33 protein-coding genes and 2 pseudogenes are annotated in these 24,241 nt (G+C 65.2%); 22 read left to right on the top strand and 13 right to left on the bottom strand.

Annotated elements, in window-relative coordinates; translation table 11 throughout:
• The first annotated feature begins 60 nt into the window (after window positions 1-60).
• Window positions 61-261 carry a hypothetical protein gene (locus tag I6F21_RS15745; RefSeq protein WP_036043863.1) on the top strand — a complete coding sequence of 67 codons (201 nt, stop codon included), beginning with the start codon at window positions 61-63 and terminating at the stop codon, window positions 259-261.
• Window positions 262-415: 154 nt separating this feature from the next.
• Window positions 416-586, top strand: a complete 171-nt coding sequence (locus tag I6F21_RS15740; protein WP_225114240.1) for a hypothetical protein — start codon at window positions 416-418, stop codon at window positions 584-586.
• 575 nt (window positions 587-1,161) lie between these two features.
• On the opposite strand, the gene I6F21_RS15735 is transcribed toward I6F21_RS15740, so the two are convergent.
• Window positions 1,162-1,413 (bottom strand): DUF2798 domain-containing protein, encoded by a 252-nt coding sequence (locus I6F21_RS15735; RefSeq protein ID WP_225183336.1) that lies wholly within the window; start codon window positions 1,411-1,413, stop codon window positions 1,162-1,164.
• A gap of 237 nt (window positions 1,414-1,650) precedes the next feature.
• On the opposite strand from I6F21_RS15735, the gene I6F21_RS15730 reads away from it, so the two are divergent.
• Window positions 1,651-1,839: a hypothetical protein gene (locus tag I6F21_RS15730; protein WP_109143203.1), complete on the top strand. Its 189-nt coding sequence runs from the start codon at window positions 1,651-1,653 to the stop codon at window positions 1,837-1,839.
• Window positions 1,840-1,869: 30 nt separating this feature from the next.
• Here I6F21_RS15730 and I6F21_RS15725 read toward each other — a convergent pair whose 3' ends face one another.
• Both I6F21_RS15725 and I6F21_RS15720 read right to left on the bottom strand, forming a co-directional pair.
• Window positions 1,870-2,124: a hypothetical protein gene (locus I6F21_RS15725; protein WP_036013009.1), complete on the bottom strand. Its 255-nt coding sequence runs from the start codon at window positions 2,122-2,124 to the stop codon at window positions 1,870-1,872.
• A gap of 98 nt (window positions 2,125-2,222) precedes the next feature.
• Complete coding sequence (locus I6F21_RS15720) at window positions 2,223-2,522, bottom strand: hypothetical protein (protein WP_128264514.1); 300 nt, start codon at window positions 2,520-2,522, stop codon at window positions 2,223-2,225.
• A gap of 361 nt (window positions 2,523-2,883) precedes the next feature.
• On the opposite strand from I6F21_RS15720, the gene I6F21_RS15715 reads away from it, so the two are divergent.
• Window positions 2,884-3,348, top strand: coding sequence for a PaaI family thioesterase (locus I6F21_RS15715; protein WP_225124725.1), 465 nt, complete (start codon window positions 2,884-2,886; stop codon window positions 3,346-3,348).
• 114 nt (window positions 3,349-3,462) lie between these two features.
• On the opposite strand, the gene I6F21_RS15710 is transcribed toward I6F21_RS15715, so the two are convergent.
• A complete protein-coding gene (locus tag I6F21_RS15710; protein ID WP_225139748.1) occupies window positions 3,463-3,756 on the bottom strand; it encodes an HdeA/HdeB family chaperone in 294 nt (97 codons plus the stop codon).
• Window positions 3,757-3,963: 207 nt separating this feature from the next.
• Between I6F21_RS15710 and I6F21_RS15705 the strand changes: the two genes are divergently transcribed.
• The 3 genes from I6F21_RS15705 (at window position 3,964) to I6F21_RS15695 (ending at window position 5,382) form a co-directional block, all read left to right on the top strand.
• Window positions 3,964-4,206 (top strand): PilZ domain-containing protein, encoded by a 243-nt coding sequence (locus tag I6F21_RS15705; RefSeq protein WP_036013011.1) that lies wholly within the window; start codon window positions 3,964-3,966, stop codon window positions 4,204-4,206.
• A 348-nt stretch (window positions 4,207-4,554) separates the two neighbouring features.
• A complete protein-coding gene (locus tag I6F21_RS15700; protein WP_036027875.1) occupies window positions 4,555-4,956 on the top strand; it encodes a hypothetical protein in 402 nt (133 codons plus the stop codon).
• Between the two features lie 102 nt (window positions 4,957-5,058).
• Window positions 5,059-5,382: a hypothetical protein gene (locus tag I6F21_RS15695; RefSeq protein WP_036013014.1), complete on the top strand. Its 324-nt coding sequence runs from the start codon at window positions 5,059-5,061 to the stop codon at window positions 5,380-5,382.
• A 57-nt stretch (window positions 5,383-5,439) separates the two neighbouring features.
• Here the strand turns inward: I6F21_RS15695 and I6F21_RS15690 are convergent, their stop codons facing one another.
• Together I6F21_RS15690 and I6F21_RS15685 are read right to left on the bottom strand one after the other, a co-directional pair.
• On the bottom strand, window positions 5,440-5,907 hold the full coding sequence (locus tag I6F21_RS15690) for a DUF6691 family protein (protein WP_036013015.1): 468 nt from the start codon (window positions 5,905-5,907) through the stop codon (window positions 5,440-5,442).
• A 5-nt stretch (window positions 5,908-5,912) separates the two neighbouring features.
• Window positions 5,913-6,341: a YeeE/YedE family protein gene (locus I6F21_RS15685; protein ID WP_036013017.1), complete on the bottom strand. Its 429-nt coding sequence runs from the start codon at window positions 6,339-6,341 to the stop codon at window positions 5,913-5,915.
• Between the two features lie 50 nt (window positions 6,342-6,391).
• Between I6F21_RS15685 and I6F21_RS15680 the strand changes: the two are divergent.
• From I6F21_RS15680 to I6F21_RS15670, 3 genes and pseudogenes are all read left to right on the top strand, one after another.
• A pseudogene (locus I6F21_RS15680) lies at window positions 6,392-6,580 on the top strand (hypothetical protein); the annotation flags it as partial.
• Window positions 6,573-8,009: a cytochrome c oxidase accessory protein CcoG gene (gene ccoG, locus I6F21_RS15675; RefSeq protein WP_225139747.1), complete on the top strand. Its 1,437-nt coding sequence runs from the start codon at window positions 6,573-6,575 to the stop codon at window positions 8,007-8,009. The pseudogene I6F21_RS15680 and the gene ccoG, both read left to right, overlap by 8 nt.
• 155 nt (window positions 8,010-8,164) lie before the next feature.
• A complete protein-coding gene (locus I6F21_RS15670) occupies window positions 8,165-9,334 on the top strand; it encodes a GNAT family N-acetyltransferase (protein ID WP_057030320.1) in 1,170 nt (389 codons plus the stop codon).
• 4 nt (window positions 9,335-9,338) lie between these two features.
• On the opposite strand, the gene I6F21_RS15665 is transcribed toward I6F21_RS15670, so the two are convergent.
• Entirely contained in the window at window positions 9,339-10,004 is a 666-nt protein-coding gene (locus I6F21_RS15665) for a DsbA family oxidoreductase (protein WP_036043828.1), read from the bottom strand.
• 186 nt (window positions 10,005-10,190) lie between these two features.
• Between I6F21_RS15665 and I6F21_RS15660 the strand changes: the two genes are divergently transcribed.
• On the top strand, window positions 10,191-10,991 hold the full coding sequence (locus I6F21_RS15660; protein ID WP_225183335.1) for a thioesterase family protein: 801 nt from the start codon (window positions 10,191-10,193) through the stop codon (window positions 10,989-10,991).
• Here I6F21_RS15660 and I6F21_RS15655 read toward each other — a convergent pair.
• Both I6F21_RS15655 and I6F21_RS15650 read right to left on the bottom strand, forming a co-directional pair.
• Window positions 10,979-11,800 carry a helix-turn-helix transcriptional regulator gene (locus I6F21_RS15655; protein WP_225183334.1) on the bottom strand — a complete coding sequence of 274 codons (822 nt, stop codon included), beginning with the start codon at window positions 11,798-11,800 and terminating at the stop codon, window positions 10,979-10,981. The two genes, I6F21_RS15660 and I6F21_RS15655, sit on opposite strands and share 13 nt — an antisense overlap.
• 40 nt (window positions 11,801-11,840) lie before the next feature.
• Window positions 11,841-12,662: a helix-turn-helix transcriptional regulator gene (locus I6F21_RS15650; protein ID WP_225183333.1), complete on the bottom strand. Its 822-nt coding sequence runs from the start codon at window positions 12,660-12,662 to the stop codon at window positions 11,841-11,843.
• Between the two features lie 100 nt (window positions 12,663-12,762).
• On the opposite strand from I6F21_RS15650, the gene I6F21_RS15645 reads away from it, so the two are divergent.
• From I6F21_RS15645 to I6F21_RS15635, 3 genes are all read left to right on the top strand, one after another.
• Window positions 12,763-12,993, top strand: a complete 231-nt coding sequence (locus I6F21_RS15645; protein ID WP_225183332.1) for a hypothetical protein — start codon at window positions 12,763-12,765, stop codon at window positions 12,991-12,993.
• Window positions 12,994-13,026: 33 nt separating this feature from the next.
• A complete protein-coding gene (locus tag I6F21_RS15640) occupies window positions 13,027-13,425 on the top strand; it encodes a hypothetical protein (protein ID WP_036013040.1) in 399 nt (132 codons plus the stop codon).
• An 822-nt stretch (window positions 13,426-14,247) separates the two neighbouring features.
• Window positions 14,248-14,523 carry a hypothetical protein gene (locus tag I6F21_RS15635; protein ID WP_141697703.1) on the top strand — a complete coding sequence of 92 codons (276 nt, stop codon included), beginning with the start codon at window positions 14,248-14,250 and terminating at the stop codon, window positions 14,521-14,523.
• Window positions 14,524-14,546: 23 nt separating this feature from the next.
• Here the strand turns inward: I6F21_RS15635 and I6F21_RS15630 are convergent, their stop codons facing one another.
• Complete coding sequence (locus tag I6F21_RS15630) at window positions 14,547-15,110, bottom strand: SET domain-containing protein (protein ID WP_225183331.1); 564 nt, start codon at window positions 15,108-15,110, stop codon at window positions 14,547-14,549.
• A 164-nt stretch (window positions 15,111-15,274) separates the two neighbouring features.
• Between I6F21_RS15630 and I6F21_RS15625 the strand changes: the two genes are divergently transcribed.
• Window positions 15,275-15,880, top strand: coding sequence for a hypothetical protein (locus I6F21_RS15625; RefSeq protein ID WP_225183330.1), 606 nt, complete (start codon window positions 15,275-15,277; stop codon window positions 15,878-15,880).
• Between the two features lies 1 nt (window position 15,881).
• Here I6F21_RS15625 and I6F21_RS15620 read toward each other — a convergent pair whose 3' ends face one another.
• Window positions 15,882-16,517 carry a DUF6321 domain-containing protein gene (locus tag I6F21_RS15620; protein ID WP_225183329.1) on the bottom strand — a complete coding sequence of 212 codons (636 nt, stop codon included), beginning with the start codon at window positions 16,515-16,517 and terminating at the stop codon, window positions 15,882-15,884.
• Window positions 16,518-16,565: 48 nt separating this feature from the next.
• Entirely contained in the window at window positions 16,566-17,297 is a 732-nt protein-coding gene (locus I6F21_RS15615) for a TetR/AcrR family transcriptional regulator (protein WP_225183328.1), read from the bottom strand.
• A 105-nt stretch (window positions 17,298-17,402) separates the two neighbouring features.
• Between I6F21_RS15615 and I6F21_RS15610 the strand changes: the two genes are divergently transcribed.
• The 5 genes and pseudogenes from I6F21_RS15610 to I6F21_RS39035 all read left to right on the top strand — a co-directional run bounded on the left by I6F21_RS15610 (window position 17,403) and on the right by I6F21_RS39035 (window position 21,255).
• Window positions 17,403-18,800, top strand: coding sequence for a carotenoid oxygenase family protein (locus I6F21_RS15610; protein ID WP_225183327.1), 1,398 nt, complete (start codon window positions 17,403-17,405; stop codon window positions 18,798-18,800).
• Window positions 18,801-18,877: 77 nt separating this feature from the next.
• The gene (locus I6F21_RS15605; protein ID WP_346656819.1) at window positions 18,878-19,135 is read left to right on the top strand and encodes a hypothetical protein; all 258 of its coding nucleotides are present in this window, start codon (window positions 18,878-18,880) and stop codon (window positions 19,133-19,135) included.
• A gap of 227 nt (window positions 19,136-19,362) precedes the next feature.
• Entirely contained in the window at window positions 19,363-19,917 is a 555-nt protein-coding gene (locus I6F21_RS15600) for a septation protein IspZ (RefSeq protein WP_225183325.1), read from the top strand.
• A 105-nt stretch (window positions 19,918-20,022) separates the two neighbouring features.
• The gene (locus I6F21_RS15595; protein WP_036013050.1) at window positions 20,023-20,319 is read left to right on the top strand and encodes a hypothetical protein; all 297 of its coding nucleotides are present in this window, start codon (window positions 20,023-20,025) and stop codon (window positions 20,317-20,319) included.
• A gap of 16 nt (window positions 20,320-20,335) precedes the next feature.
• Window positions 20,336-21,255 (top strand): annotated as a pseudogene (locus tag I6F21_RS39035) (SH3 domain-containing protein).
• A 157-nt stretch (window positions 21,256-21,412) separates the two neighbouring features.
• Here the strand turns inward: I6F21_RS39035 and I6F21_RS15585 are convergent.
• The gene (locus I6F21_RS15585) at window positions 21,413-23,068 is read right to left on the bottom strand and encodes a fumarate hydratase (RefSeq protein WP_036027899.1); all 1,656 of its coding nucleotides are present in this window, start codon (window positions 23,066-23,068) and stop codon (window positions 21,413-21,415) included.
• A 212-nt stretch (window positions 23,069-23,280) separates the two neighbouring features.
• Between I6F21_RS15585 and I6F21_RS15580 the strand changes: the two genes are divergently transcribed.
• Both I6F21_RS15580 and I6F21_RS15575 read left to right on the top strand, forming a co-directional pair.
• Window positions 23,281-23,754 (top strand): hypothetical protein, encoded by a 474-nt coding sequence (locus I6F21_RS15580; protein WP_036013057.1) that lies wholly within the window; start codon window positions 23,281-23,283, stop codon window positions 23,752-23,754.
• Window positions 23,755-24,055: 301 nt separating this feature from the next.
• On the top strand, window positions 24,056-24,229 hold the full coding sequence (locus I6F21_RS15575) for a hypothetical protein (protein ID WP_167361693.1): 174 nt from the start codon (window positions 24,056-24,058) through the stop codon (window positions 24,227-24,229).
• Window positions 24,230-24,241: the final 12 nt, after the last annotated feature.

Here is a 24,241-nt window from a genome sequence, read left to right as displayed (position 1 = left end):
CTATCGGTGATGAGAACGCTGACCTCGCGCTCCCACCTCCTCGCACGGAAAGAGCGCGCCATGTTGAAGCGACGACGTTTCAAGCAGCAACTGACCCTTCAGGACCGGCTGTCGGCATGGGTGAAGCAGGTCCGCGAGCAGGCGTCCAAGCTACCTCCCGGGCCGGAGCGGGACGCGCTGCTCAAGAAGGCGCGCCAGGCCGACGTTGCCAATCATCTGAACGATTGGGTCAAATCGCCGGGGCTGCAGCCGCCGGAATAGTCGCCTACGCCGGGTTCCTCGACGCGACCATGACCGGGATCAACGACGCGCGACCAGGGCGCCGTCATGTTTCCGTAATCCTGCGGCACCGAACCTTTTCGCGGTCTCGGGCCTTCTGTGGGGATGGGACCGCAACTTTTGGGGATCTCTGGTCATGACGAACAACGACACGCAGCACGATACGCTGAGGCGAAAGCCGCTGCTGGACGCCGCCCACGAGGAGATGGTGAAGTTCGAGCGCAAGGAAAACGAGTTCCGCAAGAAGGACCGCGAAGAGCGCGCCGCCGAGCTCCGTCTGCCGCTGAACGAGATCAAGGTTCATTAGGCACTGCCAGGACCGCCGTCCGGAGCGGGCCAGGCCCGCCCGCGATGCGGCACTCCGCTCTGTTCCTTGCCCGGAACCTCCGATCGGCATCGCCGGTCGGGGCGCCGCGACCGCGGATGCACCAGGTAGCTAAATACTACCAGCAACCCATTGGCGAAGCGATGAAATCGCCAGGACCCCTACTGTGCATGGGGTTGTTTTGCCACTTTTGAGAGGCAAGGCGCGCCGGCGCCTTCGATAGGACGGCCCAGCACGTCAGTTCCGTCTGCAGCAGCGCCTGCTAGAGCACCGCCAGCAAAACCAGACCTATCACCAGCACGACGAAGCCAGCCGCCGTCGCGGCGGCGAATGACCGCTCTACGTTATCCATATGATGCCACCCCGTTTCCGGCGCGCCACGTTTCCCCCATGGCTGCGCCGAACGGATAAAATCTTGCCGACGGGTGTGTCCGCAGTGGTGCGGACGGATGTCGAAATTGGGACCGGTACGGGGCCAGTGTGCGGCCTTTCGATCGCGCACCTGCCGGCGGTCCGCCTGTCAGGCTGTCGTCAGCCAGCCGGCTAGGGTCGCCCGGCTACCGGCCAGGGCGGGGCTCCTGCTCCTCCTGCGTCAGGCGCAGCGAGAAGGCGCGGATCGCGGGCGCCGCCAGCAGCACGACCGGCAGCATCGCGGCCCATGCGATCAGCCAGGACACCATCCAGTGCCGCACGAAGAGCATCGGGCTGCCGGCGGGAAAGCTGGCGATCCCCGCCGCGATCAGCGAGGTCAGCCCGGACTGGATGATGCCGAAGACGAAATGCGAGTAGCGGCGGGGAATGCCGAGCATGAGGCGCCCATGGTTGCTTGCCCGCGAGTCGGGCAAGCAAGGCACATGCCGTTAACCTAAAGCGGATCCGGCGCCGCAGGTTGGAACCGCGGCCTGCCGAACGCATCGCGTCCGGGCTCCAGGAACTTTGTTCATGGTCGGAGAACCACGGAGGCCGTGGGCGACATTTTGCTTTCTGCGGAATATTGCGACGACCAACATGTTTGCAGGCATGAGGGTGAATCGTGGGAGGTGACCATGAATCACAGGGGCGTCGAGTTCACCATCGCCAAGACGGCGATTCCCGGAATCTGGCAATGGCAGTTTCGCATCGGCGACCGGATCAAGACCGGCAAGACCGAGACCCGGATCGACCTGCTGGCGATCCGGCGCGTGCAGCTGCGCATCGACCGCGAGCTGAAGGCGATCGGGCGAAAGACGGCCTGAACCGTTTCGCCCTCTGCGCCATAGCGCGCGTCAGTCGGCGCTGGGCAGCCGACGCATGGTGAACTCGATATCGCCGCCGGGCAATTCGCGCCAGGTCTCGACCTCGCTCATATAGCCGGCCTTGGGGTAGCGGGCGAAGAAGGCCTGCGCCCGCTCCCGTGCCGCCGCCCGCGGCAGCGTGAAGGTCTCGCGCAGATAGCCATCGCCGGCGGACTGGCCGGGCTTGCCGGCCGCCTTGCGCCGGCGCGCCATCCGCTCGGCGAGATCCCGCGGACGATCGGCCATGTCCTGCCTTCCTCTGCGCACTACGCTACCGACAATGTAGGGCGCGGGCCGGATCAAGAGGAGTCCTTCCGAGGAGCATTGTGCCTCCCCGGAACGGGTCAATTGGCGGCCGTCCCGCTCTTGGCCTTCTTCGGCGCACTGGTTGCGGCCGACGACGCCTTCGGCGCCGCCGGCTGCTTCGGCTGTTCGGCACGCATGCCACCCCAGGGATCGCTGGACGCCTTGGTATCCGGAATCTTCTTCAGTGTTTCCTTGTAGGCCTTCTCACGTTCGGCCTCGATGGCCTTCTCCTCCGGCGACTTGCTCGGGGCATCCTGCATCAAGTTGATGTTGGGCATTTGCGCGTAGGCAGGTCCCGCCAGCACGGCCAGCACCGCGGCCAAACGGAAAAGCTTCATCATTCACTCCTTAAGTCTTCCATGAGGCGCGGATCGCCCGTGCCCTGTCATCCTCGTCAGCCCGGTCACGACCGGTGGCCGCTAGTGCCGATCCGATCGGCATGATTTGGGCGTCTGCAGCCAATCGTCCCAGATCGGACCGCATTTGGTGCACCCGCTCAGCGCGAGACCGAGCAGGCCCATGCAAAAGACGAGGATACAGCGACGCAACATCATCCACCCCTACCCAAGCCAGGCATCATATCGGGCCAAGTCAGGCATTTTCAAGCCGAGGCGGCCGGCGCCAGACCGGGTGACTTTGCCTCGCGGATGCGCGCACAATGCGGTGAAACATCCGGCAACACAGGAGAGCGCGACAGCAATGCAAACGCAGCCAGAAGCCGAGTTCGGCCTCGCCGACGCCAGACGCATCCTCGGCGAGGTCTTTGCGCCCTGGGTCCAGGACCTCAACCTCGCGGTCGAGCGCATCGAGCATGTGCCGCGCGCGGACGTCCCGGATTGGCAGCCCGGCGCGCTGCTGCGCATGCCGTTTTCGGAGCGGCTGTGCCGCAATGGCGGCGTGGTCTGCGGCCAGGCCCTGATGGCGCTCGCCGATACCGCAATGGTGATCGCGATCCTCGCGGCCAATCGCGGCTACCGTCCCATGACCACGGTCGATCAGACCACGCATTTCATGCGCGCGATCGCCGCGTCCGACGTGCTGGCGGATGCGCGCGTGGTGCGGCTCGGGCGCACCATGAGCTTTGGCCGCGTCACGCTGCTCTCGGCCGCCGACGGCAAGCCGACCGCGATGGTGTCGAGCGCGTTCGCGATGCTGCCGGGGTGAACGCGCCCTGAAAACAAGAGAGCCGCGCGAAGCGCAAGGCTCGACGCGGCTCTCGATGGAAATCGGGTCGGGACAGCAAGCGCGATCGCGCTTGCCGTCATTGCGCCGGCAATGTCACTTGCCGAGGATCTCGTCGGCCGCGGTGACGACGCTGACGGTCGGATTCTTTCCGCAATAGGCGCCGAACTTCTTGGCATTCTCGATGAAGATGTCGGTGTCGATGATCGCGTTGTCTTCGTCGCCCTTGTACCAGCCGTCCATCCAGGTCAGCACGACGCCGATGTTGTCCTCGCCGCTCTCGAGGAACTGCTTGCAGGTCATGGTCGAGAGGTCCCACTTGACGGCGTGGGCGGGTATCGAGGCCAGCGAGAGCGCTGCGGCGAACAAAAGCGAAAGCGAAGTCTTCATCAATATCTCCATCGGCGTGTCACGCCATAAAGGAAAGGCACTTGTGTAGGCTCTTTGGGTAGGCTCTTTGGGCAGGTTCGTGGGAGCGGCTCGCCGCTCTAACGTCGTAAACAAAGTCTGAAACGCCGTGCAAGTAGCGCCAGTATTGAGTTTAGTTCAACGTAATTTCTATGCACTACTTCATACTCATCGGCAGGACTAACGCGGATGATTGAGAAGCGCACATCGCAACGTCACCGTGTTTTCAAGGGCGGAAAGATCACGTTCGAAAACAGCGGCATTCCTTGCACGGTGCGAAACATGTCGGCGGGCGGCGCGGCGATCGACCTCGACACTCCCGTCATGTTGCCGCAATCGGTCACGCTCTCGATCGCCTGTGACCATTTCGTACGGCATTGTCGCACAGTTTGGCGCAGCGACAAGCGCGTCGGCCTCGCTTTCGTGCAATAGCGGGCGCGATGTGAACGAAGGTTCGCATCGCGTGCACACCACCATCATGACTGGCTCGCAATCACGCGCGTAACACCCGCGAGCGATGATGAGCCCCGCAACGTCGATCGACTCGACGCGGTCATTGGGCGGGCACTGCGCCTGCGCTGAGGCGGCCCTCAGCGCCAGCACGGCGGCGTGATGACCAGAATCCGCATTACCGCAATCCCCCACCTCTGGGGTACAAGCCAGCCCCCAATCGCGGAATAGCGATGTCCGGGTTCCGGGACCTCAGCAAATCTTGATCGGCCTTGACTTCGTCCGATCGCATTCGTGCCTATCTGTCGGCCCGCAGGGGACCTTTCACGGATGTTGCGGATCATTGCTCATGCGGCGCTGCTCATTGGCGCGCTTGCGCTCGGTGCCTGCGGCTTTGCCGACAGCCGCGCACCGGTGCCGGAATTCATGCGCATGAAGGAGCCCGAGCAGCCGCCGGAAGCGCCGCCCGACGTCAAGCGCGTGGTGCGCGAGCAGATCGACGTCGTCTTTCTCGCAACGTCCTATCCGCGCGAGGTTCACGTCGCCCCGCCGCATCGTGAGCTGCGAGGACCGGGCTGGACCGCGTGCGTCCGCGCGCAGCTCACCTCGGCGACCGGTACGTCGCTCGGCGCCCAGACCTACATCGTGACGATCAACGACGGCAGGGTCGTGGACCGCCGGCGCGCCGACGCCGACGACATCTGCGGCACGGAGACTTACGAGCCGATCTAGGAACCCGCCCCTGACGACAGGTTCCGGGAAAAACCTGTAGATGACCCGGAACGATCACCGCCTCCCCTTCTTGTTACCGCCGAGGGCAGTTTCGAGGAGGACATGATGAGGACGTTGACTATTGCGCTGCTGGCAGGCGTGGGGGCCTTGGCCGCCGCCTCGGGGGCCAAGGCTTCCGATATCTATACGACCAGCGAATACACCAATCCGGATCTCGTGCAGCAGGTGCGACTCGTCTGCGACGAGGATGGTCGCTGCTATCGCACGCGCGGCGGGTCGCGCGTGATCGTGCGCGATTCCTACAATTACATGCCGCGCGACCGCTACTATGAGCGCCGGAGCTATCATCGCCACTACGATGACGGCCCGCGCGCCGGCGTCGGCATTCGCGCGCCCGGCGTCAGCGTCGGCGTCGGTAGCTGGTGAGCGATGAAGGCTTGATGGTCGGAGACCGGGCGAGACTATTCGCCCGGTCCCGTGACCTCAGGTTTCGAGTGGATCGGCCGGCGTGATGTAGCGCGTCGATGACGGCAGCTGAGCGATGAAGCGGGCGAGCACCATGCCGGCGCACATCGCCACGACAAAGATGACGGCGGAGAGCGAGCCAAATCCGAGCGCGGTCAGCGCCGGCCCCGGGCAAAAGCCTACCAGCCCCCAGCCGATGCCGAAGATCGCCGGACCTGCGACGATCCTGGGATCGATGTCTCGCCGCGTCGGCAAATAGAATCGATCAGCGAAGAATGGACGCGGAAGCTTGAGAACGCGGCTGAAGCCGACGAAGGTCACGGCCACCGCGCCCGCCATCACGAAGGCGAGGCTTGCATCCCATGTCCCTGCCTGAATGCCGGCGACGTCCAGGAAGTTCAGCACCTTTGCGGGGTTCGACATGCCGGAGACGATGAGGCCGAGGCCGAAGATCAGCCCAATCGCGAATTGAACCAGGATTGCCATCGCCGTCAGTTCCAGTGCCGCATCAAGAACACGGTCGCCATGCCGGCGGCCATGAAGGTGATGGTCGCAACCAGCGAGCGCACCGACAGCCGCGACAGGCCGCAAACGCCGTGGCCCGAGGTGCAGCCGCTGCCCCACACCGAACCGAAACCCGTGAGCAATCCGCCGATGATCAGGAGGGCCGGCCCCGCCGCGATCGTCTGCTCCGGCAGACCTCCGGTGACGAGCCGGACCAGCACGGGCGCAGCAGCAAGACCGGCGACGAAGGCAAGGCGCCCAGCGAGTTCGCTGTCCTCATAGGGCGGAAACAGCCGCGCCGCGATGCCGCTGACGCCGGCGATCCGACCCGTTGCCCACATCAGCAGAACGGCCGCGAGGCCAATCATCGCACCGCCAACGAGCGACGCGATCGGCGTAAAAGACGTCGTGACCATGACCTCTCCTGAGCGAGAGCGCCCTTGCGTAGGGCGCAAATACCATGGGCGCGCTATCCCAGCATCTCGGAAAGATGCGCGCATTGAGCTTGGTCAAACCAAAGCGGGACGGCCAAACGATATACTACAACACCGCGAGCCCGAAAGTCCGCGCAGTGCTGGAGATTCTTTGCCGGCTCTTCTGCGCCGGCAAGTCGGACTCTCGCCTTCGCAAAACGCGGGGAGCATGGGATGAATGACGACACCTTCATCGAGGGGCCTCTCTACGAGAAGCGGAAGAAGGTCTACCCGCAGTCGGTCAATGGCCCTTTCCGCCGCATCAAATGGGCGATCCTGTGCGTCACGCTCGGAACCTATTACCTGCTGCCGTTCGTGCGCTGGAATCGCGGACCCGGCCTGCCCGACCAGGCCGTGCTGATCGACTTCCCGCATCGGCGCTTCTATTTCTTCTTCATCGAGTTGTGGCCGCAGGAGGTCTATTATTTCACCGGTCTCCTCATCATCGCGGCGATGATTCTGTTCCTGATGAACGCGGTCGCGGGACGGCTGTGGTGCGGCTACATGTGCCCGCAGACCGTGTGGACCGACCTGTTCTACGCGGTCGAGCGTTGGGTCGAGGGCGACCGGCGCGAGCGCATGCAGGGCGACAAGCGCTACTGGACGTTCGACCACCTTCGCAAGGTCGCGCTCAAGCACTTCCTCTGGATCATGATCGCCTGGTGGACCGGCGGCGCCTGGGTGCTCTACTTTTCCGACGCGCCGACGCTGGTGAAGGAGCTCGCGACCTTCCAGGCCCCGTTCATCGCCTATCTCTGGATCGGCATCCTCACCGCTACGACCTATGTCTTTGCCGGTCACGCCCGCGAGCAGATGTGCATCTACATGTGCCCGTGGCCGCGGATCCAGGCAGCGCTGACCGACGAATGGGCGCTCAACGTCACCTATCGGCGTGACCGCGGCGAGCCGCGCATGTCGGTGAAGAAGGCGGATGCCGCGCGCGCCCATGGCGATCCCGCCGGCGATTGCGTCGACTGCCATCAGTGCATCAATGTCTGCCCCACCGGCATCGACATCCGCCACGGCATCCAGCTCGGCTGCATCCAGTGCGGCCTGTGCATCGACGCCTGCGATAACGTCATGCGCGACATCGGCCGGCCCCAGGGCCTGATCGGCTACGACACCGACATCAACATGCAGCGCCGACGCGAGGGCAAGCCGCCGATCTACCGCATCATCCGTCCGCGCACGCTGATCTATGCCGCGGCCATCGCCATTGTGGGCAGCATCATGCTGTACACTCTCGCCACTCGCGCGACGATGGACGTCAACGTACTGCACGAGCGCAATCCCCTCTTCGTCCAGCTTTCGGACGGCGGCGTGCGCAACGACTACACCGTGCGTATCCTCAACAAGAGTGCACAGGGATCGTTTGCGCTCGAAGTCTCCGGTCTGCCGGGCGCGACCATTCGCGTCGCCGGCATCGAGGCGGAACCTGGCGGCAAGCCCATCATCGAGGTCGGGCAGGATCAGACCCGCGAGGTCAGGCTGTCGGTACAGGTTGGGCCCAGCGACTTGCCGAAGACCTCCCGCGACATCGAGATCACCATCACCGATACCACCAGCGGCGGCCGCGCGAGCACCCGCGATCATTTCGTGCCGGGAGACTAGCCACGATTCCTCAGGGTCAAGCCGCGGCCGGATGCTGAATGGAATGTTAACACCACCGCTCGAATTGCGGCGGCGTGCCAACGGTATTTTCCAATCTTTGCGCTAAGCATAACCGGTGGCACGGGCTCAGCTCGCGTGAACGGGGACGACGGGACGTGGTCGACATCGCGCATCAGGCTGCGATCAATCCGGCATCGGCAAGGGATGCCGTGACGGCGCGCGCGCCTGTCCCGCTTGCCGCCGTCGACACCGGCCAATGGCGCGCGCTGGCGCAGCGGGCGATCGAGCCGAACGGATATTACCTGCCTGCCTGGGAGCTCGCCGTCAGCGCAACTGCGCGCGGTCGCACGGATGCCTTGGCGCTAGCCGCATTTGACGGCACTTCGGCCCGGCTGATCGGCCTGATGCCGGTGGTCTCACTCTGGCGCGCTTTGAAGATTCCCCTGCCCGCCCTGGTGAGCGCGCATCCCTATGGCACGCTGTGCAGCCCGCTGCTCGACCGCGACGCTCCGCTCGAAGCCGCCAAGCGTCTGCTGCAGCAGGCGCGCGAGGCCGGCGCGCATGCGCTCGTGCTGACCGACGTCGCGCTCGACGGCGCAGCCATGGCATCACTCAACCAGGTGCTGAAGCGCGACGGCCTGAAGCCGAGAATCCTCAGCTCCTACATCCGCGCCAGCCTCGATGCGACGCAGGATGGCGACACGCTGTTGCGCGAGGCGCTCGGCGCCAAGAAGCTCAAGGAGCTGCGGCGCCAGCGTCACCGTCTCGAGGAGCACGGCCCCGTCGTGTTCGAGGTTGCGCGCAGCACCGACCAGATCGGACGTGCGCTCGAAACCTTTCTGCAGCTCGAAGCCAGCGGCTGGAAGGGCAAGCGCGGCACCGCGCTGGTCCAGCATCCGGGCGACGCAACGTTCATCCGCCGCGCAGTTCCCGCGCTGGCAGAGACCGCGCAGTGCGAGATCGTCACCCTTCGCGCCGGCGCGACGCCGATTGCCGCCGGCATCGTGTTGCGCCATCAGGATCGTGCCTTCTTCTTCAAGCTCGGGATCGACGAGCGCTTTGCAAAATATTCGCCGGGCGTGCAGCTCACGCTCGACCTCACCCGCCATCTCTGCGCCGACCCCGCCGTCGCCAGCGCGGACTCGACGGCGAATGCCGATCACCCCATGATCAACCCGATCTGGCGCGGACGCCTCGCGATTGGCGATGTGCTGATCCCGCTGCGGCGGCACGACCCGGTCGTGGCGCTCATTCACGGCGCGCTGGTCGGCCTCAACGCCGCGCACGAGGCCGCGCGCGGCGTGGTTCGCCGGCTCCGAAAATAAAAAGTTACTCCGCCGCCTGCGCGTTGATCTCCTCGGAGACCTGGCGGATGGCGCGGGCAAGCAGGTTCGGATCCTGCGCGCCGGAGACGGCGTACTTCTGCGCAAAGACGTAGGTCGGCACGCCGGAGATGCCCTTGTCGGCGGCTTCCTGCGCATCTGCCGAGACGCGCGCGACGTCTTCGTCGGTGGCGAGGCGCTTGCGCACGTCGTCGGCGTCGAGGCCGATGTCGGCTGCCGCCTGCACCAGCACGTTCACATCGGTGAGATCACCGCCGTCGCGGAAGTACAGCTCCATCAGGCGCTGCTTCATCTCAGGCGCCTTGCCGATCGCTTCCGCCCAGAGGATCAGGCGGTGGCAGTCGGTCGTGTTGGGCTGGCGCGCCACGAGCTCCGGCTTGTAGACGAGCCCCTCCTCGCTCGCGGCCGCGACGACGCGTCCCGCAATGCCCTTATAGGCTTCGACCGAGCCGAACTTCTGGGTGAGATAGGCCTCGCGGCTGATGCCCTCGCGCGGCACCCAGGGATTGAGGAAGAAGGGACGGAAATTGAGCTTGACCGGAACGTCAGGCACCAGCGCCAGCGCGCTCTCGATGCGATGCTTGCCGATATAGCACCAGGGGCAGACCACATCTGAGACGACGTCGATCTGGAGCGGTTTCAGCGTGCTCATGTCAGGCGCCTCCTTCGGGCACTTCGAGGGTCCGCCCGAACATAAGCCGAACCGGGGGCGGCGCAAGGCACCCGTCCTGCATGGCTCACGACTTCACCTCTGCGGTTATTGTGACCGGTTCTCCCCGCCCCGATACTTACGGCCACGATACTTACGGCCACAATCAAGCCCAAAGGGGAGACCGCGATGAGCGCCATTTTCAAGCCGGACGGCGAACTGTTCCGGGCCACCGAGCATGCCGGCGGGCCGTGGTCGCCGGACATGCTGCAGGGAAGCGCCACCACCGCGCTGATGACCCGTGAGGTCGAGCGCCTCGCCGCCAGATCCGGCTTTGCTGTGCGGCGCCTGACCTTCGATCTGTGGCGGCCGGCGGGCCTGCGCCTGTTCAGGGCGGTCAGCGAGCTGCTGCGCGACGGTCGCAAGGCCAAGACCCTGCAGGTGCGGCTGATGGACGGCGAGACCGAGATCGGCCGCTGCACGGCGCTGCTGACGGCGCCGAGCGGCGAGTCGCCCATCGATCCGTTCGCGAGGCCCACGCCCGTCGACAAGGGCCCCGAGGCCGGCAGCCCGCCGCCCGCCTTCGCGCAGAAATGGAGCCGTTATTTCCAGAACGTGTCGGTGCGGCTCATTGAGGGCGCGCTGGAGAAGCCGGGCCCGGCCGCGGCCTGGATGCGGCTCGATGCGCCGCTGGTCGAGGGCGAGCCGAACACGCCGCTGCTCCAGGCGGTGCAGGCGGCGGACTTCTCCAGCGGCGTCGCGCAGATCGTCGACATGCGCCAATGGACCTTCATCAACCCGGAGATCAGCCTCTATTTCTTCCGTCCGCCCGAGGGCGAATGGATCCTGATCCGCGCCGCGACGCGCGTCGGCGCCCATGGCGCGGGCCTCACCACGGCGACACTGAGTGACCGCAACGGGCCGTTCGCGGAGGTGATGCAGGCCATGAGCTTCGAGCGGCGCGAAGCCGCGCAGGCTCAAGCGTCCTGATCTGCAAGCGCGACCAAGGCGGCCTCGGAGGCGGCATCAACAGGCATGAACATCTCGACGCGAAGCTCCTGCAGCGTGACGTCCTGCGGGGTGCCGAGCGTCAGCACCGCACCGATCAAACCAACGCCGATATCGCCCTTGCGCAGGCGAACCTCGCAGAGCGGCCCCGGGGCCGCGTTGTCCTCGGTCGCCTCAGGCAGCTGCGGCAGCCGCATCAATTCGCGCCAGGTCGATTGCAGGGCCTCATCGAGCGGCGCGGCCATCGCCTCATGCCGCGCCCGTGCCAGCAGCGCGGCCGCAACAATCGGCCAGTTCTCGACGAACGGCTTGAGCTCGTCGGGAGCGAGGAACATGCGCATGTGGTTGAGCGGCCGCTGCATGCGTAGAGGGCCAAGCAGCATGGTCATCAGGCGCGAGGCGGCGCGATTGGCCTGCATCACGTTCCAGCGCCGGTCGGTGACGATTGCCGGGAACGGCTCGTGACGGAGAAGCAGAAGATCGATGGCACGCCGCGCCTCGGCAAGCTCCGGCGCCGACAGATCGCGCTCGCCATATTGCCGCGCGAAGCCGCCGGCCTCGAGCAGTGCATTGCGATCACGCAACGACAGATCGAGCGCCGACGCGAGCTGCAGCAGGATGTCCCGGCTTGCCGCCGCCTTCCCGGTCTCGACATAGCTCAGATGCTTGATCGAAATGCCGGCCTCGAACGCCAGCTCCGCCTGGCTCAATGCACGACGGGTGCGCCAGCCGCGCAGGAGATCACCGACGGGATTGGCCGGCCGCAATCGCCGGAGCGCGCGTGTGTCCATCCGCCGATTATGCGAGCGCTGCTCCGTCCTGTAAACGGCGCTAGCGCAGCCCGGCCGCCATCTGCTTCAGCCGTTCGGCGGTGCTCTCGTCCGCCGGAAAGAACGTCTCCAGCGCCAACTCCGACAGGGTGATGTCGACCGGCGTGCCGAACACCATGGTGGTGGAGAAGAAGCTGAAGATCTCCCCGCCATGCCGCAGCTTGAACGGGATCGCGACGTTGTCGGCTGGCAGCGGGGCCGAGCGCGCTGGAATCGGATAGCTCTTCAGATCATTGTAAAGCTTGATCAGCTCCGGATCCGCTGTCGCCTCGCACTGCCGGTGCAGCCGCTCCAGGAGATGCCCGCACCATTCCGCGAGATTGACCGTGCGCGGTGCCAGCGCCTCGGGATGGAAAGCCAGCCTCAGCACGTTGACGGGCTGGCCGAGCAGATGCTGCGGGATGCCGTCGAGCAGCGGCGCCACCATGCGGTTGGCGGAGACCAGGTTCCAGTGCCGGTCCACCGCGAGCGCCGGATTGGGCTCATGTGCTTTCAAGACGAGGTCGATCGCCGCACGGGCTGATTTCAAGGCGGGATCCTCCAGCGGGCGCTGCGGAAAGGCCGGAGCGAAACCGGCTGCGACCAGCAGCACGTTGCGTTCGCGCAAGGGCACGTCGAGCCGCTCGGCGAGCCTGAGCACCATGTCGCGCGAGGGCGCGGCGCGACCGGTCTCGACGAAGCTCAAATGCCGCGCCGAGATCTCGGCTTCGCCGGCGAGATCGAGCTGGCTCATGCGGCGGCGCTGCCGCCATTCGCGCAAATGGTCGCCGATATGGACCGGTTGGCTGCGTTCGGTGCGTGCGGTGGAAGCGTGTGCGTTCATGGTCAAAAGCTAGCACGCGAATTTAGGCGCTTCCATTACCACCGAGGTAATCGAAATGGGGGACGAGCACGCGCATCTTTGGTCGCAACAGGAGATGACCATGATCGCGTTGCTGCTCTACCGGACCGTCGCAGACCACCTCTTGCCCTGGGCCATGGCATTCGCAACCCGGATGCTGGCGCGCAGCCTCAACATGCCGGAGCCGCTGCTGCATTCGACCGGCGACTATGTCCTCGCGCAGGTCATCGCCTTCGAGCACGGCGTCGGCAGGAGCCTCTGCCCGTTCCGGCTCGCCCGTCTCCTCCGCGCCTGGTGGCGCGGTCGGCGCTAAAGTTCCACCCCAGCCCAACCAAGGAGACCTGAGATGATCGATGCATCGACCTTCCTGCGCCGCGCCCTCTTCGCCGACGCCGTCTTCAGCGGCGTCGCCGCACTCGGCTTCACCTTCGGCGCGACCGCGTTCGCAGCGCTGTTCAACCTGCCCGAAGCGCTGCTGCGCGAGACCGGCCTGTTCCTGATCGCCTACACCGCCTTGGTCGGCTGGCTCGCCTCGCGGGCCACGGTCGCGAAATCGCTGGTCCTGCTGGTCGTGATCGGCAACGCCGCCTGGACCGTCGGCAGCATCGCGCTGCTGCTCTCGGGCGCGGTGTCGCCGAACCTCGCCGGCCAGCTCATGGTCGTCGCGCAAGCCATCGCCACCGGCGTGTTCGCCGAGCTGCAATATGTGGGCTTGAAGAAGAGCGGGCGCGCCGTGGCGGCGTGATCCTTGCGTGCCAGCTCCGCGGCGCAGACCGGGGAACGCGAAGGCTTCGTCATATCGGATCGTACCCGGATGCATGCATGACCTCGCGTTCTCGCAGCGGATTTCGCCCGAGCTTTGCTTCGTTGCTTGCGCCCTTCGGTTGCCGGAGGGCGCAGGGAAGGCCGGGCGCCGGCGGCACCCGAGTCCGTGCGCAATGGAAATGCACACGGGGTGGACCACAGGTGTTGCCGGTCGCCCGGCCTTCCCTGCGCGGATGGTTTTAACGGTGTCCTTCGTGCTCTCCCCGGGGAGCGATGCACTATTGCCCCCGTCGCCTCGCGGCTTCTGATGCGCGCACCCGGTCGGGCCGCCGCATCACCGCAAGCCTTGACGCACAGACCCCGGGCGTCAGGACCACACGACTTCTCCGTCCGCGGACGATTTGGCCTCAGCGCCCGGGGCTTAGTGTGCGCACCCCAGACCATCGACCAAACCGCTGTGACCGCGCCGTGTCGTATGCGCATCGCCTGAGACTCACGGTTGCCCGCCCTGTCCTCAAGCAAATCGCGCCGGCGCTACCGCGTCCACCGCACCCCGGCCCGCATCTCGTGACGATCGCGAAGCGCCCCTCTGGCAGGGGCCGGAATAGGCAACACATGCCACAAATCCGAAATTCGGAAAAGCGATATATCTTTGCGCGCCGAGATTGACAGATTTTGGGTGTTTTGCCCGACGCCTCGCCGGTAGGCAGCGAGTACGGCGAGTGGCGCGGAAAAGCGATGGGTTTCGCAAGACTCAATTCATCTACGGGGCCTGAGGCGCACGGGCAGCGAGCCTCGAAGGATGAACGATCCCGATGCACGCGGGCCGTCGCCCTTCGAGAACCGTCGAAGAGGCGGCCGCCTCAGGGCGACGGTGCGACATCTGAACGCGCTGTATCAACAGCGTCATTGCGAGCGCAGCGAAGCAATCCAGAGTCTTTCCGCGGTGGGATTCTGGATTGCTTCCGCCTTCGCCAAGGCTTCGGCGGACAAGTCGCTTTCGCTCGCAATGATGGAGTGGTGGAGACTCCGCTGCATTTCAGCCGGCAGCCTGAGGATCAATCAGGGGGACTCGTGAAAGCCGGTGGGTGCTGCGCGAGGCTACGTCTTGGCGCGGCCGACCTTGCCGGGGAAGTGCTTACCGTTCAGCTTCTTCTTTTTCGTAGCGGTGGTTTTCGCCCCCGCCTTCTGCGCCTTACGTTCGGCCCGCGCCTTCACCTTGGCGGCTTCCGCCCGCGCCTCGGCGCGCAGCTTCTTGCGCTTCTTCTCGCAGGAGTCGCACTTGCAACCGATCGGCTTCAGATAGGCTTTGAAATAGTCGGTGCCGTAATCGTAATTGATCTCGTCGCCCGGCTCGATGTTCCTGATGGCGCGGATGAACACCTTGCGCTCGCGCGGGCGGACGTCGGACTCGGCGTTGGGCCGGCAGGAATGGTTGATGTAGCGGGCGAGGTTCTTGCGCACCGAGCCGTCGATGGTCCAGCGCCCGTTGAGCTCGAACAGATATTTGTTCTCGATCTCGTCCTGCTCGGGAATCCTGGAATCCAGGATCGGTCCGAAATAGCGGATGATCCGGGTACCCTTCTTGATCGGCTTGGTGGCGAAAAGGCCGAGTCCGGTCTTGGAGCGGCCGACGCGATAAGGTTTGTTCGAGATGGCTGGCATGATCGAGAAAATGAGAACGCGAACCAGGCAGGAGGAGCCCAAGCGAAGCCGCTCTTGTAGAACGATTCCGTGCTGCTGTCAGGTATATCCCAACCCTGTTTGAACCTTGCCCACAATCAAGACGTCTGATGGGATGAAGAGTTCCCACTCCACCAAAGCCTCATATGAACCGTATCACTACTATTGGCTTCGCCGTCCTGATGACTTGCATTGGCCTGAGCGGCGCCGAGGCTCAATCCGTGGCCAGCAGCTACACCTCGGCGGCACCAAAAGATTGCCGGCAGATCGGCAAGCCCAGCGCGCTCGACGGCAGCAGCACGCGGGTTTGTCCGGGCAAGGACGGGCTGATCGTGCTGATCGCCGAGGACGATCTTCGCGAGATCGTCTCGGTCGGGCGCAACCGCAAGGCAGCAAGCGAGGAACCCGCGGCCAACCTCTGGTTCGCCCCGTTCAATTCATCCGAGACGACTATCGAATGGCGCGCGGCCGGCGCAAAGCCGTTTGCGATCATCCAGCGCTGGCACATCGCCGACAATTCCGATCCCGACAAGCAGGGTCGGCCGAACACCAAGGCCATGCTGGTGGTGACCCGGCTGCCGCCGGGCCCGGTCTGCCACGTCGCCTATGTCGATGGGATCGCCAACCCGAACGCCAACGAGCTCGCGCGCAAGGCCGCCGACGATCTCGCCCGCGGTTTCGCTTGCGGCAAGGACGAGGTCAAGATCATCGGCGCGCGCGGCCGCGCCGTCGAGCTCGCCACGATGCGCTAAACTAGCCCCTCGCCTTGACGCGCCGATAGCGCGCAAGCAGCCGCTCGCCCTTGGCGGCGATACGCCGCGCCTCTGCCACCGTCCTCGGAACTGGCTCGCCCCAGGCATGCGCTGACAATGCGTGCCGCGTCGGCCGGCCCGTGCCATCGACCAGCGGCGGCAGCTTCGCGCGGCCATAGAAGCGCACGGCCCAGCTACCCTTCCGCCGCATCTCCTGCGGCGTCATCTCCGATTCCCTCTTTGTCACGCCAGGGCGCAAATGGGCGCCCTGTTTGCGCGCGAACGCTTTGCGGCCCGCCGCCGTCAGGCCGCCGCGCGGATCCTGTTCACGGGCGGATGCGCTGCGTTTGCGGGATTTGGCCTTCTTCGCGGTGCGCTTACGGGTCTTCTTGGCTGACGTTTTCGACTTTGCTTTCGACGCCTTCGACTTTGAGGTCTTCTTGGAGCTCTTCGTCTTGGCGGTCTTCTTCGTCGCTGCCATGCGCATGTTGTCCACAAGGTTGGGATAGCGGCGGCCAGCGCGGCGGGCGCGCGCTTTCGCCGCCGACTTCTGCGCGGCGCTGAGGTGCTTGGATGCCTTGCCGGCCCGCTTGCGGGGATTTGTGCGTTTCCAGGGCGTGCGTGCTGTCTTTGCCATGCAGCGTCAACGCATGACCACGACGAGGGTTGCGTGCGTCGTTGTTGATCAGGGCGCGGGAAGCTTCGGCGTCACTGGCACCGTCAGCATCGTCTCGAGCAGCCGCTCCGCCGTCGTTCCCTCCGGCAGCCGCGCGAGGATGTCCTTCAGCCGTCCGTCGAGCAGCAGCATGGTGAAGCCGTGCACCAGCGACCAGGCCCGCGCGATTGCCGCGCCCTGGTTCAGCGTCAGCGCGTCGCCGCTGATCTGCTCCTGCCGCATCATGCCGATCGCATTGGTAAGGCCCGCGAAGGATGCCTCGGCCGCCTCGTGCAGCGACGGCCTCGAATAATCCAGCCGCTCGGTGCGGAACATGATGCCGTACATGCCAGGATGGGCCTGCGCATAGGCGATGTAGGCTTTCGGCCGCGCCAGCGCGGCTTCGAGCGGCGTGGTGGCGGCATCGCACGAAGCGTTCATGACCGCGTTGAACTGGCGGAAGCCGACGGCCGCGAGCTCGCTGAGCAGGCCCGTCAGGTCGCCGAAATGATGGGTGGGAGCGGCATGCGAGACGCCGGCCTCGCGCGCCACCGCGCGCAACGTCAGGCCAGCGAGCCCGTCGCGCTCCAGCACCCGTTCGGCGGCCTGGAGCAGCGCCTCGCGGAGCGCGCCGTGATGATACGGCGTCTCGGTCTTGGCGGTTCTGGCGCGCCGCGAGGCGCGCGATGCCGCGGTCGAGGTGGTTTTTCTTAGGGCACGCGGGCTGCGCGCCGCGTCGCCCTTGGTGTCTGTCTTGGCCATTTGCAAGCTATATGACGCAATATTGACAGTGTAAAGATTTCGCTTGACGAAAGCTGCGATCGGGTCTACTCAATCTTTACGATGTAAAGATAAGGGAGATTCGCCGTGCAGCACGACGCCATGGCCGAGCGCAGCAACAATATCGCGCCGATCCCATTCGAGGCCGACGCGCCCTTCCTGAAGATCGTCGGCGAATTGCCGCGTGAGCTGAACGGCACGCTGTACCGCAACGGCCCCAATCCGCAGTTCGATTCGCCCGGCGCGCACTGGTTCGTCGGCGACGGAATGCTGCACGCCTTCCACCTCGAGAACGGCCGCGCCAGCTACCGCAACCGCTGGGTCCGCACGCCGAAATGGCTGGCCGAGCACGACGCCGGCCGCGCGCTGTTCGGCGGCTTCGGCCGCAAGCTGCGGGATGCACCGGCGAACCTGACCGACGGCGGCGTCGCCAACACCAACATCATCTTTCACGCCGGCAAGTTGCTTGCGCTGGAAGAAGCGCATCTTCCGACGGAGATCGAGCCGGGCACGCTGGCGACGCGCGGCTATCACGATTACCAGGGCCGCATCGCCGGCAGCTTCACCGCGCATCCCAAGATCGATCCCGTCACCGGCGAACTGGTGTTCTTCGGCTACAACGCTGCGGGCCCGCTGACGCCGGCCCTCTCCTACGGATCGATCGACGCAACAGGCAAGGCGACGCGATTCGAGCGGTTCGAGGCGCCCTACGCCAGCATGGTGCACGACTTCATCGTCACCGCGAACCATGTGCTGTTTCCGATCCTGCCGATCACCGGCAGCATCGGGCGCGCGATGAGCGGACGGCCGCCTTATGCCTGGGAGCCGGACAAGGGCGCCTATGTCGGGGTGATGAAGCGCAGCGGCACGGCCAAGGACATTGTCTGGTTTCGTGCCGAAGCGTGCTACGTCTTCCATGTCATGAATGCGTGGGAGGACGAAAACCGCATCGTCGCCGACGTCATGCAGTTCGAGGAAGCGCCGCTGTTTCCGCATCCGGACGGCCGCCCCACCGATCCCGAGAAATCGCGCGCCCGCCATTGCCGCTGGACCTTCGATCTCGCAGGCAATACCGACCGCTTCCAGCAGACCTACCTGGACGACCTCACCGGAGAATTCCCGCGCATCGACGATCGCCGCGCCGGGCTGAAGAGCCGTCACGGCTGGTACGCCTGCGCCAATCCGAAACTGCCGATGTTCGGCGCGCTGTCGGGCATCGTCCATGTCGACGGCAACGGCAGGCGGCTCGGCCAATATCTGCTGCCGGCCGGCGACACCATCTCCGAGCCTGTTTTCGTCGAGCGATCCAGGGATGCCGCCGAAGGCGACGGCTGGCTGCTCGCGGTGGTCTGGCGTGCGCGGGAGAACCGCAGCGATCTCGCCGTGTTCAACGCCACCGATATCGAGGCGGGTCCTGCCGCCCTGGTGCAGCTCGGACATCGCGTCCCCGACGGCTTCCACGGCAATTGGGTCGGCGCGGCGTAGCCCTCGTCAACGGGCGCGAGGAGATCGCGATCCCGGAATCCACGTGGATATTGCGTGGTCAAAGAAGGCCGATGCACATGCTCTCGATCACCGCGGACTCCATCGCTGTCCTCGCCCCGGCCGGCGCCGCACTTGCATTCCTGGCGATGCGACTGCGCCGGCGCAGCCTCACGTTCTTCGAAGGCGGCGCCCTGCTCGCGGCCGGCCTTCTGCTCGCCGCCGCACTCCCCATGGTGTCGCGCCTGCCCTGGACGGGGCTGGTCGACGAGATGACCGGCCAGCTCGTTGCAGCATTTCATTTTCTGGAGCTCGTTTACGTCGTCTTGACGTTGTGATGTGGTTGAGCCGGCGCGGCTCCCTGTCTCGACCATCGCGGTCTGCCTATTGCGGTTCCGAATCCTGCGCTGCTGGTCCTAGCCTGGCATTCTGGTCGGTTTGAGGGGTGCCATGCGCCATGTCGCAGCGGCGCGGTTGTCTTCACAAAGTGATATGCCGGGCATCGCCGGATCAAGTAGGGTGCGGCAGTCTGCGCCCTGCCCACGACCGCTAAACAGGAATGACGATGAAGGACGTATTCGCCCGCCTCACCTCCGACCTCCTCTCCGTTATCATCTTCCTGGCCGTCTATCTCCTCACAGACAACGTGATCCTCGCAACGGCGGTGGCGATTGCTGGCGCGATCGTGCAAGTGGTCTATGCGCGCCTCAAGGGACAGCCGCTCCACTACATGACCTATGCGAGCCTCGCTCTGGTCATCGTGCTCGGCGGTATCACGCTGCTGACCAATGATCCGCGCTTCATGCTGGCAAAACCCTCGATCGCACATTTCGCGATCGGCGCGATCATGCTCAAGCGCGGCTGGATGCTGCGCTACATGCCGCCCGTCATCGTCGAGACCGTCCCGGAATATGTCACCATCGCGGGCTATGCCTGGGCGGCGCTGATGTTCGTGATCGGCGCCGGCATGATGGCAGTCGCCGCCACCGGCGATCTGAAGCTCTGGGCGTTCTATCTTATGGTGGTCGCAGGCGGCGCCAAGATCCTGGCTTTTGCCGTGCAGTACTTCGTTCTGCGGCTGATCGTAACCAACCGCCGACGTGCCGCTGCCCGCGCCTAAATGCCCTACCGGAGCGTTAGGCAGGAGCTGCGAGTTGGGCTATAGGCTCGGCCAGGGACGGCCGCGGATCGTCGCGGACCGCCGCAATCTGTTCGGGAGACGGGAATGGCCGTAGACGGCAACTGGAATCTGACCATGACGACGCCGATGGGCGAGCGCCAGGCGACGCTGAGCCTGAAGGCTGCGGGCGGCACGCTCACGGGCACGCAGGGCGCGGAAGGCAATACCACCGAGATCTTCGACGGCACCGTCTCCGGCGACAACGTCTCCTGGAAGGTCTCGATCGACAAGCCGATGCCGCTCACGCTCGAATTCACCGGCACGGTCTCCGGCGACAGCATCAGCGGCGAGATGGGCATCGGCCCGATGGGCAGCTTCCCCTTCACGGGCGCGCGGGCGTAAACCGCGCGCTGCACCGATGCGTGCGCTCCTCCTCATCGCGGCGGCAGTCCTGTCTGCCGTAGCACAGGCCGCGCGCGCAGGTGACAGCGAACCGGCGTGGCGCGCGAGCGCGCTCGCTCTGGTGCCGGCAGGCTATGTTGCCGGCACCGCTTATCGAACCGAGGGGTCGACCGGTTATCTCGCGGTCTATCCCGCGACATCGAACGATCCGAAGACACCGGGGAGCGTCTTTGCGGCGCGCCAGGTTCTGGTCGTCACGCTGACTGCGGACGCGACGCGGGCGACGTCAGCCGAGCTGAAGCCGCGCACCGGGCCGGCCCCTGATAACGACGACAATGATTTCGCCGGATGCACGCCGAGCTCGCCGCCAAGCGCGCAAAGCTGCCTGCTGGCACCGAGCCCTGCGATCTCGGCGCCTGGTCCATCGACAAGGATTCCAGCGGCCTCAACGTGCGCGCCGAGCCGTCGATCAAGGCGCGCGTGCTTGGCACATTGCCGCCGCCCTACCGGCTGAGGCTCGGCGGCGCCGAGAACACGCCCGAGGGCGGCTGGCTGACCGAATTCCGCATCATCGGCTTCAGGGACGGCTGGTTCCTGATCGAAGACGCGAGGCCGCCGGGCAAGGACTATGAGGACGAGACGCGATATCCGCGCAGCGCGCCGAGGCCCTATGCCGGGCGCGGCTGGGTCGCCTCGAACAAGGTCGGCGCGAACTATGCCAATGGCGCCACGCGCATGGGCGGGCTGTTTCAGGCGCCCTTCATCGATGCCAAATGGATGCCGGCCCAGCGCGAGCTCGGCGGGCCGCTCGACACCGACGGCGGCCCGAAGCGCATCTTCGCCTGCAGTGGGCTCTGGGGTCTGGTCGAGAGCCACGACGGCGTCCGCGGCTGGTGGCGCGCGCTGTGCTCCAACCAGGTCACGAATTGCAGTTGAGGCGCTGAAGCATTGGCTTCGTCATGGCCGGGCCTGTTGTTCAGCCATCCACGGCTTCTTTGCGGCACTAAGAACGTGGATGCCCGGGACAAGCCCGGGCATGACGATCATTGTTACGGCACGAGCATCTTCCCCCGCGCGCGTGCGGGTGAAGCAACTAGCCCAAATTCAACTCCTTGAAGAAGTCGTTGCCCTTGTCGTCGATGATGATGAACGCCGGAAAATCGACGACCTCGATGCGCCAGATCGCTTCCATGCCGAGCTCGGGATATTCGAGCACCTCGACCTTCTTGATGCAGTGCTCGGCGAGGTTCGCCGCGGCGCCGCCGATCGAGCCGAGATAGAAGCCGCCGTATTTCTTGCAGGCCTCCCGCACGCTAGGGGCGCGGTTGCCCTTGGCGACCATCACCATCGAGCCGCCGGCAGCCTGGAACTGGTCGACGAAGGAATCCATGCGGCCCGCGGTGGTCGGACCGAACGCGCCGGAGGCGTAGCCCTCGGGCGTCTTGGCGGGACCGGCATAATAGACCGGATGGTTCTTGAAATAATCCGGCAGCGGCTCGCCCTTCTCCAGCCGTTCGCGCAGCTTGGCGTGGGCGCTATCGCGCGCGACGATCATGGTGCCCGTCATCGAGACCCGCGTCTTGATCGGATATTTCGAGAAGGTCGCCAGGATGTCCTTCATCGGCTGGTTGAGGTCGATCTTGACGACCTCACCGCCGAGCGACTCTTCGACCTGCGGCAGGTATTGCGCCGGATTGTGCTCGAGCTCCTCGAGATAGACGCCGTCCCTGGTGATCTTGCCGAGCACCTGGCGGTCGGCCGAGCAGGACACGCCAAGCCCGATCGGCAGCGAGGCGCCGTGGCGCGGCATGCGGATCACGCGCACGTCGTGGCAGAAATACTTGCCGCCGAACTGCGCGCCCACTCCCAGGCTCTGCGTCATCTTATGGATTTCCTTCTCCATCTCGACGTCGCGGAAGGCGTTGCCGTCGGGCGAGCCGTGCGTCGGCAACGCATCGAGATAGCGCGCCGAAGCGAGCTTCACCGTCTTCATGCACAGCTCGGCCGAGGTGCCGCCGATCACGATGGCGAGGTGATAAGGCGGGCACGCGGCGGTGCCGAGTGTGAGGATCTTTTCCTTCAGGAACGCGAGCAGCCGGTCCTTGGTCAGCACCGAGGGCGTGGCCTGGAACAGGAAGCTCTTGTTGGCGGAGCCGCCGCCCTTGGCCATGAACATGAACTTGTAGGCGTCGTCACCCTCGGCGTAGATCTCGCACTGCGCCGGCATGTTGTTGGCGGTGTTCTTCTCCTCGTACATCGAGAGCGGCGCGACCTGCGAGTAGCGCAAATTGCGGCGCAGGTAGGCGTCACGCGCGCCTTCGGACAGCGCCGCCTCGTCGTCACCGTCGGTGATGACGTTGCAGCCCTTCTTGCCCATGATGATCGCGGTGCCGGTGTCCTGACACATCGGCAGCACGCCGCCGGCCGCGATATTGGCGTTCTTCAAGAAGTCCAGCGCGACAAACTTGTCGTTCGGGCTCGCCTCGCCGTCCTCCAGGATCGCGCGGAGCTGCTTCAGATGGCCGGGGCGCAGATAGTGGTTGATGTCGCCAAAGGCCGCCTCCGACAGCGCCCGCAGCGCCTCGCGCGACACCACCAGCATGTCCTTGCCGAGCACCTTCTCGACCCTGACGCCCTCGGACGAAATCTTCTTGTAGGGCGTCTCGTCCTTGCCCAGCGGGAACAGCGGGGTGTGCTTGTAGGGCGGAACGGGCTTGGACTGGTCGGGGAAGGCGGTGGGAGCGTTCATGGGGCAAATCTCGGGGTTTTGCGGCCCTGGCGGGCCTCTCAGCATAGAAGCGTTCTAAGCGCATTCTAGCCAGAAAAGAAAGGGAGCGGTGCGCATGGAAGGGGTAGGTTCGGCACGGGAAGGCATTGGCACAGCTCGTGGAAATGCCTCTGCCCACCCTTGCGATTCGCGTCCGCCGACGCTTGAATGCGTGCCCTAAGGGGCTTTTCATCATGACATTGAAACTGAACGTCCGCGGCGCGATCCTGGTCGCCGCCGCCTTCACCGGCCTTGTGGCTCTCGCTTCGCCTGCCCGCGCGGATCGCTGCGACGACAGCGCCAAGGAGCTGGCGAGCCAGGTCGATCGCCTCAAGGTGAATTTTCGCGCCGCCAATGTCGTTTACCTGACGCACCCGGCGGCCAAGGAGCTGTCCGTGGGTTGCCGCGGCGACAAATATTCCATCGAGCTCTACGCCAAGGGCGATCGCAAGCCGAAGCCGGAATTCTACGCGCTGGTCGGCTCGATGGCGGCGATCGTCTTCACCGTGACCAAGGACGACACCACGACGGGCGCGACGCGCTGCCTGAAGCGGATGGGTCTATTGCGCGGCGACAAGGTCACCATGCGCTACCGCCGGCTCAACATGGAATGCACCCGCACCAAGACAGAGGCGTCCATCGCCATCACGCGCGGCAAGGACGAATAGGGCACGCGCCAGCTCTTTCCGCACCCTTGCGGGGTGCGTATCGCGCGATGGCGTCCGCCGCATACTCCGTCATTGCGAGCGCAGCGAAGCAATCCAGTCTGTATCCGCGGAAGCAGTCTGGATTGCTTCGTCACAAGGGCTCCTCGCAATGACGGGGAGAGGCCTCGTCGTCTCGGTTTGCGGATGCCACGCGTGCACAGCCTTCACCGCGCCAATTCCCTCACATTTTAACGATTGGCTTGAAGGAAATTTCGCTCCTCGCAGGGCAGGCTTGATTGTTTCCATGTGTGAGGATTTGCGGATGAAGGTTTCTACCGTTGCGCCCCCGCCGATCGCGATCGTGGTTCCGAACTACGACACGACCAAGCCGCAGGACGATCAGACCAAGGTCAAGGACGAGAATCCGACCTTCAAGCCGCAGCCGCCGGCGCCGCTGCCGCCGGGTCAGGGCACGCGGATCGATCAGCTCGCCTGATCAGGCGTCCCG

It is taken from the genome of Bradyrhizobium sp. NBAIM03, from assembly GCF_020194055.1.
Taxonomy (GTDB): Bacteria; Pseudomonadota; Alphaproteobacteria; order Rhizobiales; family Xanthobacteraceae; genus Bradyrhizobium; species Bradyrhizobium yuanmingense.
The sequence above is the reverse complement of the archived record's forward strand: the minus strand, read 5'-3'. Positions and strand labels throughout refer to the sequence as shown.

Coding starts and splice junctions, on each gene's coding strand:
- I6F21_RS15745 (WP_036043863.1), top strand. CDS start 61: ATGTTGAAGCGACGACGTTTCAAGCAGCAACTGACCCTTCAGGACCGG.
- I6F21_RS15740 (WP_225114240.1), top strand. CDS start 416: ATGACGAACAACGACACGCAGCACGATACGCTGAGGCGAAAGCCGCTG.
- I6F21_RS15735 (WP_225183336.1), bottom strand. CDS start 1,413: ATGCTCGGCATTCCCCGCCGCTACTCGCATTTCGTCTTCGGCATCATC.
- I6F21_RS15730 (WP_109143203.1), top strand. CDS start 1,651: ATGAATCACAGGGGCGTCGAGTTCACCATCGCCAAGACGGCGATTCCC.
- I6F21_RS15725 (WP_036013009.1), bottom strand. CDS start 2,124: ATGGCCGATCGTCCGCGGGATCTCGCCGAGCGGATGGCGCGCCGGCGC.
- I6F21_RS15720 (WP_128264514.1), bottom strand. CDS start 2,522: ATGAAGCTTTTCCGTTTGGCCGCGGTGCTGGCCGTGCTGGCGGGACCT.
- I6F21_RS15715 (WP_225124725.1), top strand. CDS start 2,884: ATGCAAACGCAGCCAGAAGCCGAGTTCGGCCTCGCCGACGCCAGACGC.
- I6F21_RS15710 (WP_225139748.1), bottom strand. CDS start 3,756: ATGAAGACTTCGCTTTCGCTTTTGTTCGCCGCAGCGCTCTCGCTGGCC.
- I6F21_RS15705 (WP_036013011.1), top strand. CDS start 3,964: ATGATTGAGAAGCGCACATCGCAACGTCACCGTGTTTTCAAGGGCGGA.
- I6F21_RS15700 (WP_036027875.1), top strand. CDS start 4,555: ATGTTGCGGATCATTGCTCATGCGGCGCTGCTCATTGGCGCGCTTGCG.
- I6F21_RS15695 (WP_036013014.1), top strand. CDS start 5,059: ATGATGAGGACGTTGACTATTGCGCTGCTGGCAGGCGTGGGGGCCTTG.
- I6F21_RS15690 (WP_036013015.1), bottom strand. CDS start 5,907: ATGGCAATCCTGGTTCAATTCGCGATTGGGCTGATCTTCGGCCTCGGC.
- I6F21_RS15685 (WP_036013017.1), bottom strand. CDS start 6,341: ATGGTCACGACGTCTTTTACGCCGATCGCGTCGCTCGTTGGCGGTGCG.
- ccoG (WP_225139747.1), top strand. CDS start 6,573: ATGAATGACGACACCTTCATCGAGGGGCCTCTCTACGAGAAGCGGAAG.
- I6F21_RS15665 (WP_036043828.1), bottom strand. CDS start 10,004: ATGAGCACGCTGAAACCGCTCCAGATCGACGTCGTCTCAGATGTGGTC.
- I6F21_RS15660 (WP_225183335.1), top strand. CDS start 10,191: ATGAGCGCCATTTTCAAGCCGGACGGCGAACTGTTCCGGGCCACCGAG.
- I6F21_RS15655 (WP_225183334.1), bottom strand. CDS start 11,800: ATGGACACACGCGCGCTCCGGCGATTGCGGCCGGCCAATCCCGTCGGT.
- I6F21_RS15650 (WP_225183333.1), bottom strand. CDS start 12,662: ATGAACGCACACGCTTCCACCGCACGCACCGAACGCAGCCAACCGGTC.
- I6F21_RS15645 (WP_225183332.1), top strand. CDS start 12,763: ATGATCGCGTTGCTGCTCTACCGGACCGTCGCAGACCACCTCTTGCCC.
- I6F21_RS15640 (WP_036013040.1), top strand. CDS start 13,027: ATGATCGATGCATCGACCTTCCTGCGCCGCGCCCTCTTCGCCGACGCC.
- I6F21_RS15635 (WP_141697703.1), top strand. CDS start 14,248: ATGAACGATCCCGATGCACGCGGGCCGTCGCCCTTCGAGAACCGTCGA.
- I6F21_RS15630 (WP_225183331.1), bottom strand. CDS start 15,110: ATGCCAGCCATCTCGAACAAACCTTATCGCGTCGGCCGCTCCAAGACC.
- I6F21_RS15625 (WP_225183330.1), top strand. CDS start 15,275: ATGAACCGTATCACTACTATTGGCTTCGCCGTCCTGATGACTTGCATT.
- I6F21_RS15620 (WP_225183329.1), bottom strand. CDS start 16,517: ATGGCAAAGACAGCACGCACGCCCTGGAAACGCACAAATCCCCGCAAG.
- I6F21_RS15615 (WP_225183328.1), bottom strand. CDS start 17,297: ATGGCCAAGACAGACACCAAGGGCGACGCGGCGCGCAGCCCGCGTGCC.
- I6F21_RS15605 (WP_346656819.1), top strand. CDS start 18,878: ATGCTCTCGATCACCGCGGACTCCATCGCTGTCCTCGCCCCGGCCGGC.
- I6F21_RS15600 (WP_225183325.1), top strand. CDS start 19,363: ATGAAGGACGTATTCGCCCGCCTCACCTCCGACCTCCTCTCCGTTATC.
- I6F21_RS15595 (WP_036013050.1), top strand. CDS start 20,023: ATGGCCGTAGACGGCAACTGGAATCTGACCATGACGACGCCGATGGGC.
- I6F21_RS15585 (WP_036027899.1), bottom strand. CDS start 23,068: ATGAACGCTCCCACCGCCTTCCCCGACCAGTCCAAGCCCGTTCCGCCC.
- I6F21_RS15580 (WP_036013057.1), top strand. CDS start 23,281: ATGACATTGAAACTGAACGTCCGCGGCGCGATCCTGGTCGCCGCCGCC.
- I6F21_RS15575 (WP_167361693.1), top strand. CDS start 24,056: ATGAAGGTTTCTACCGTTGCGCCCCCGCCGATCGCGATCGTGGTTCCG.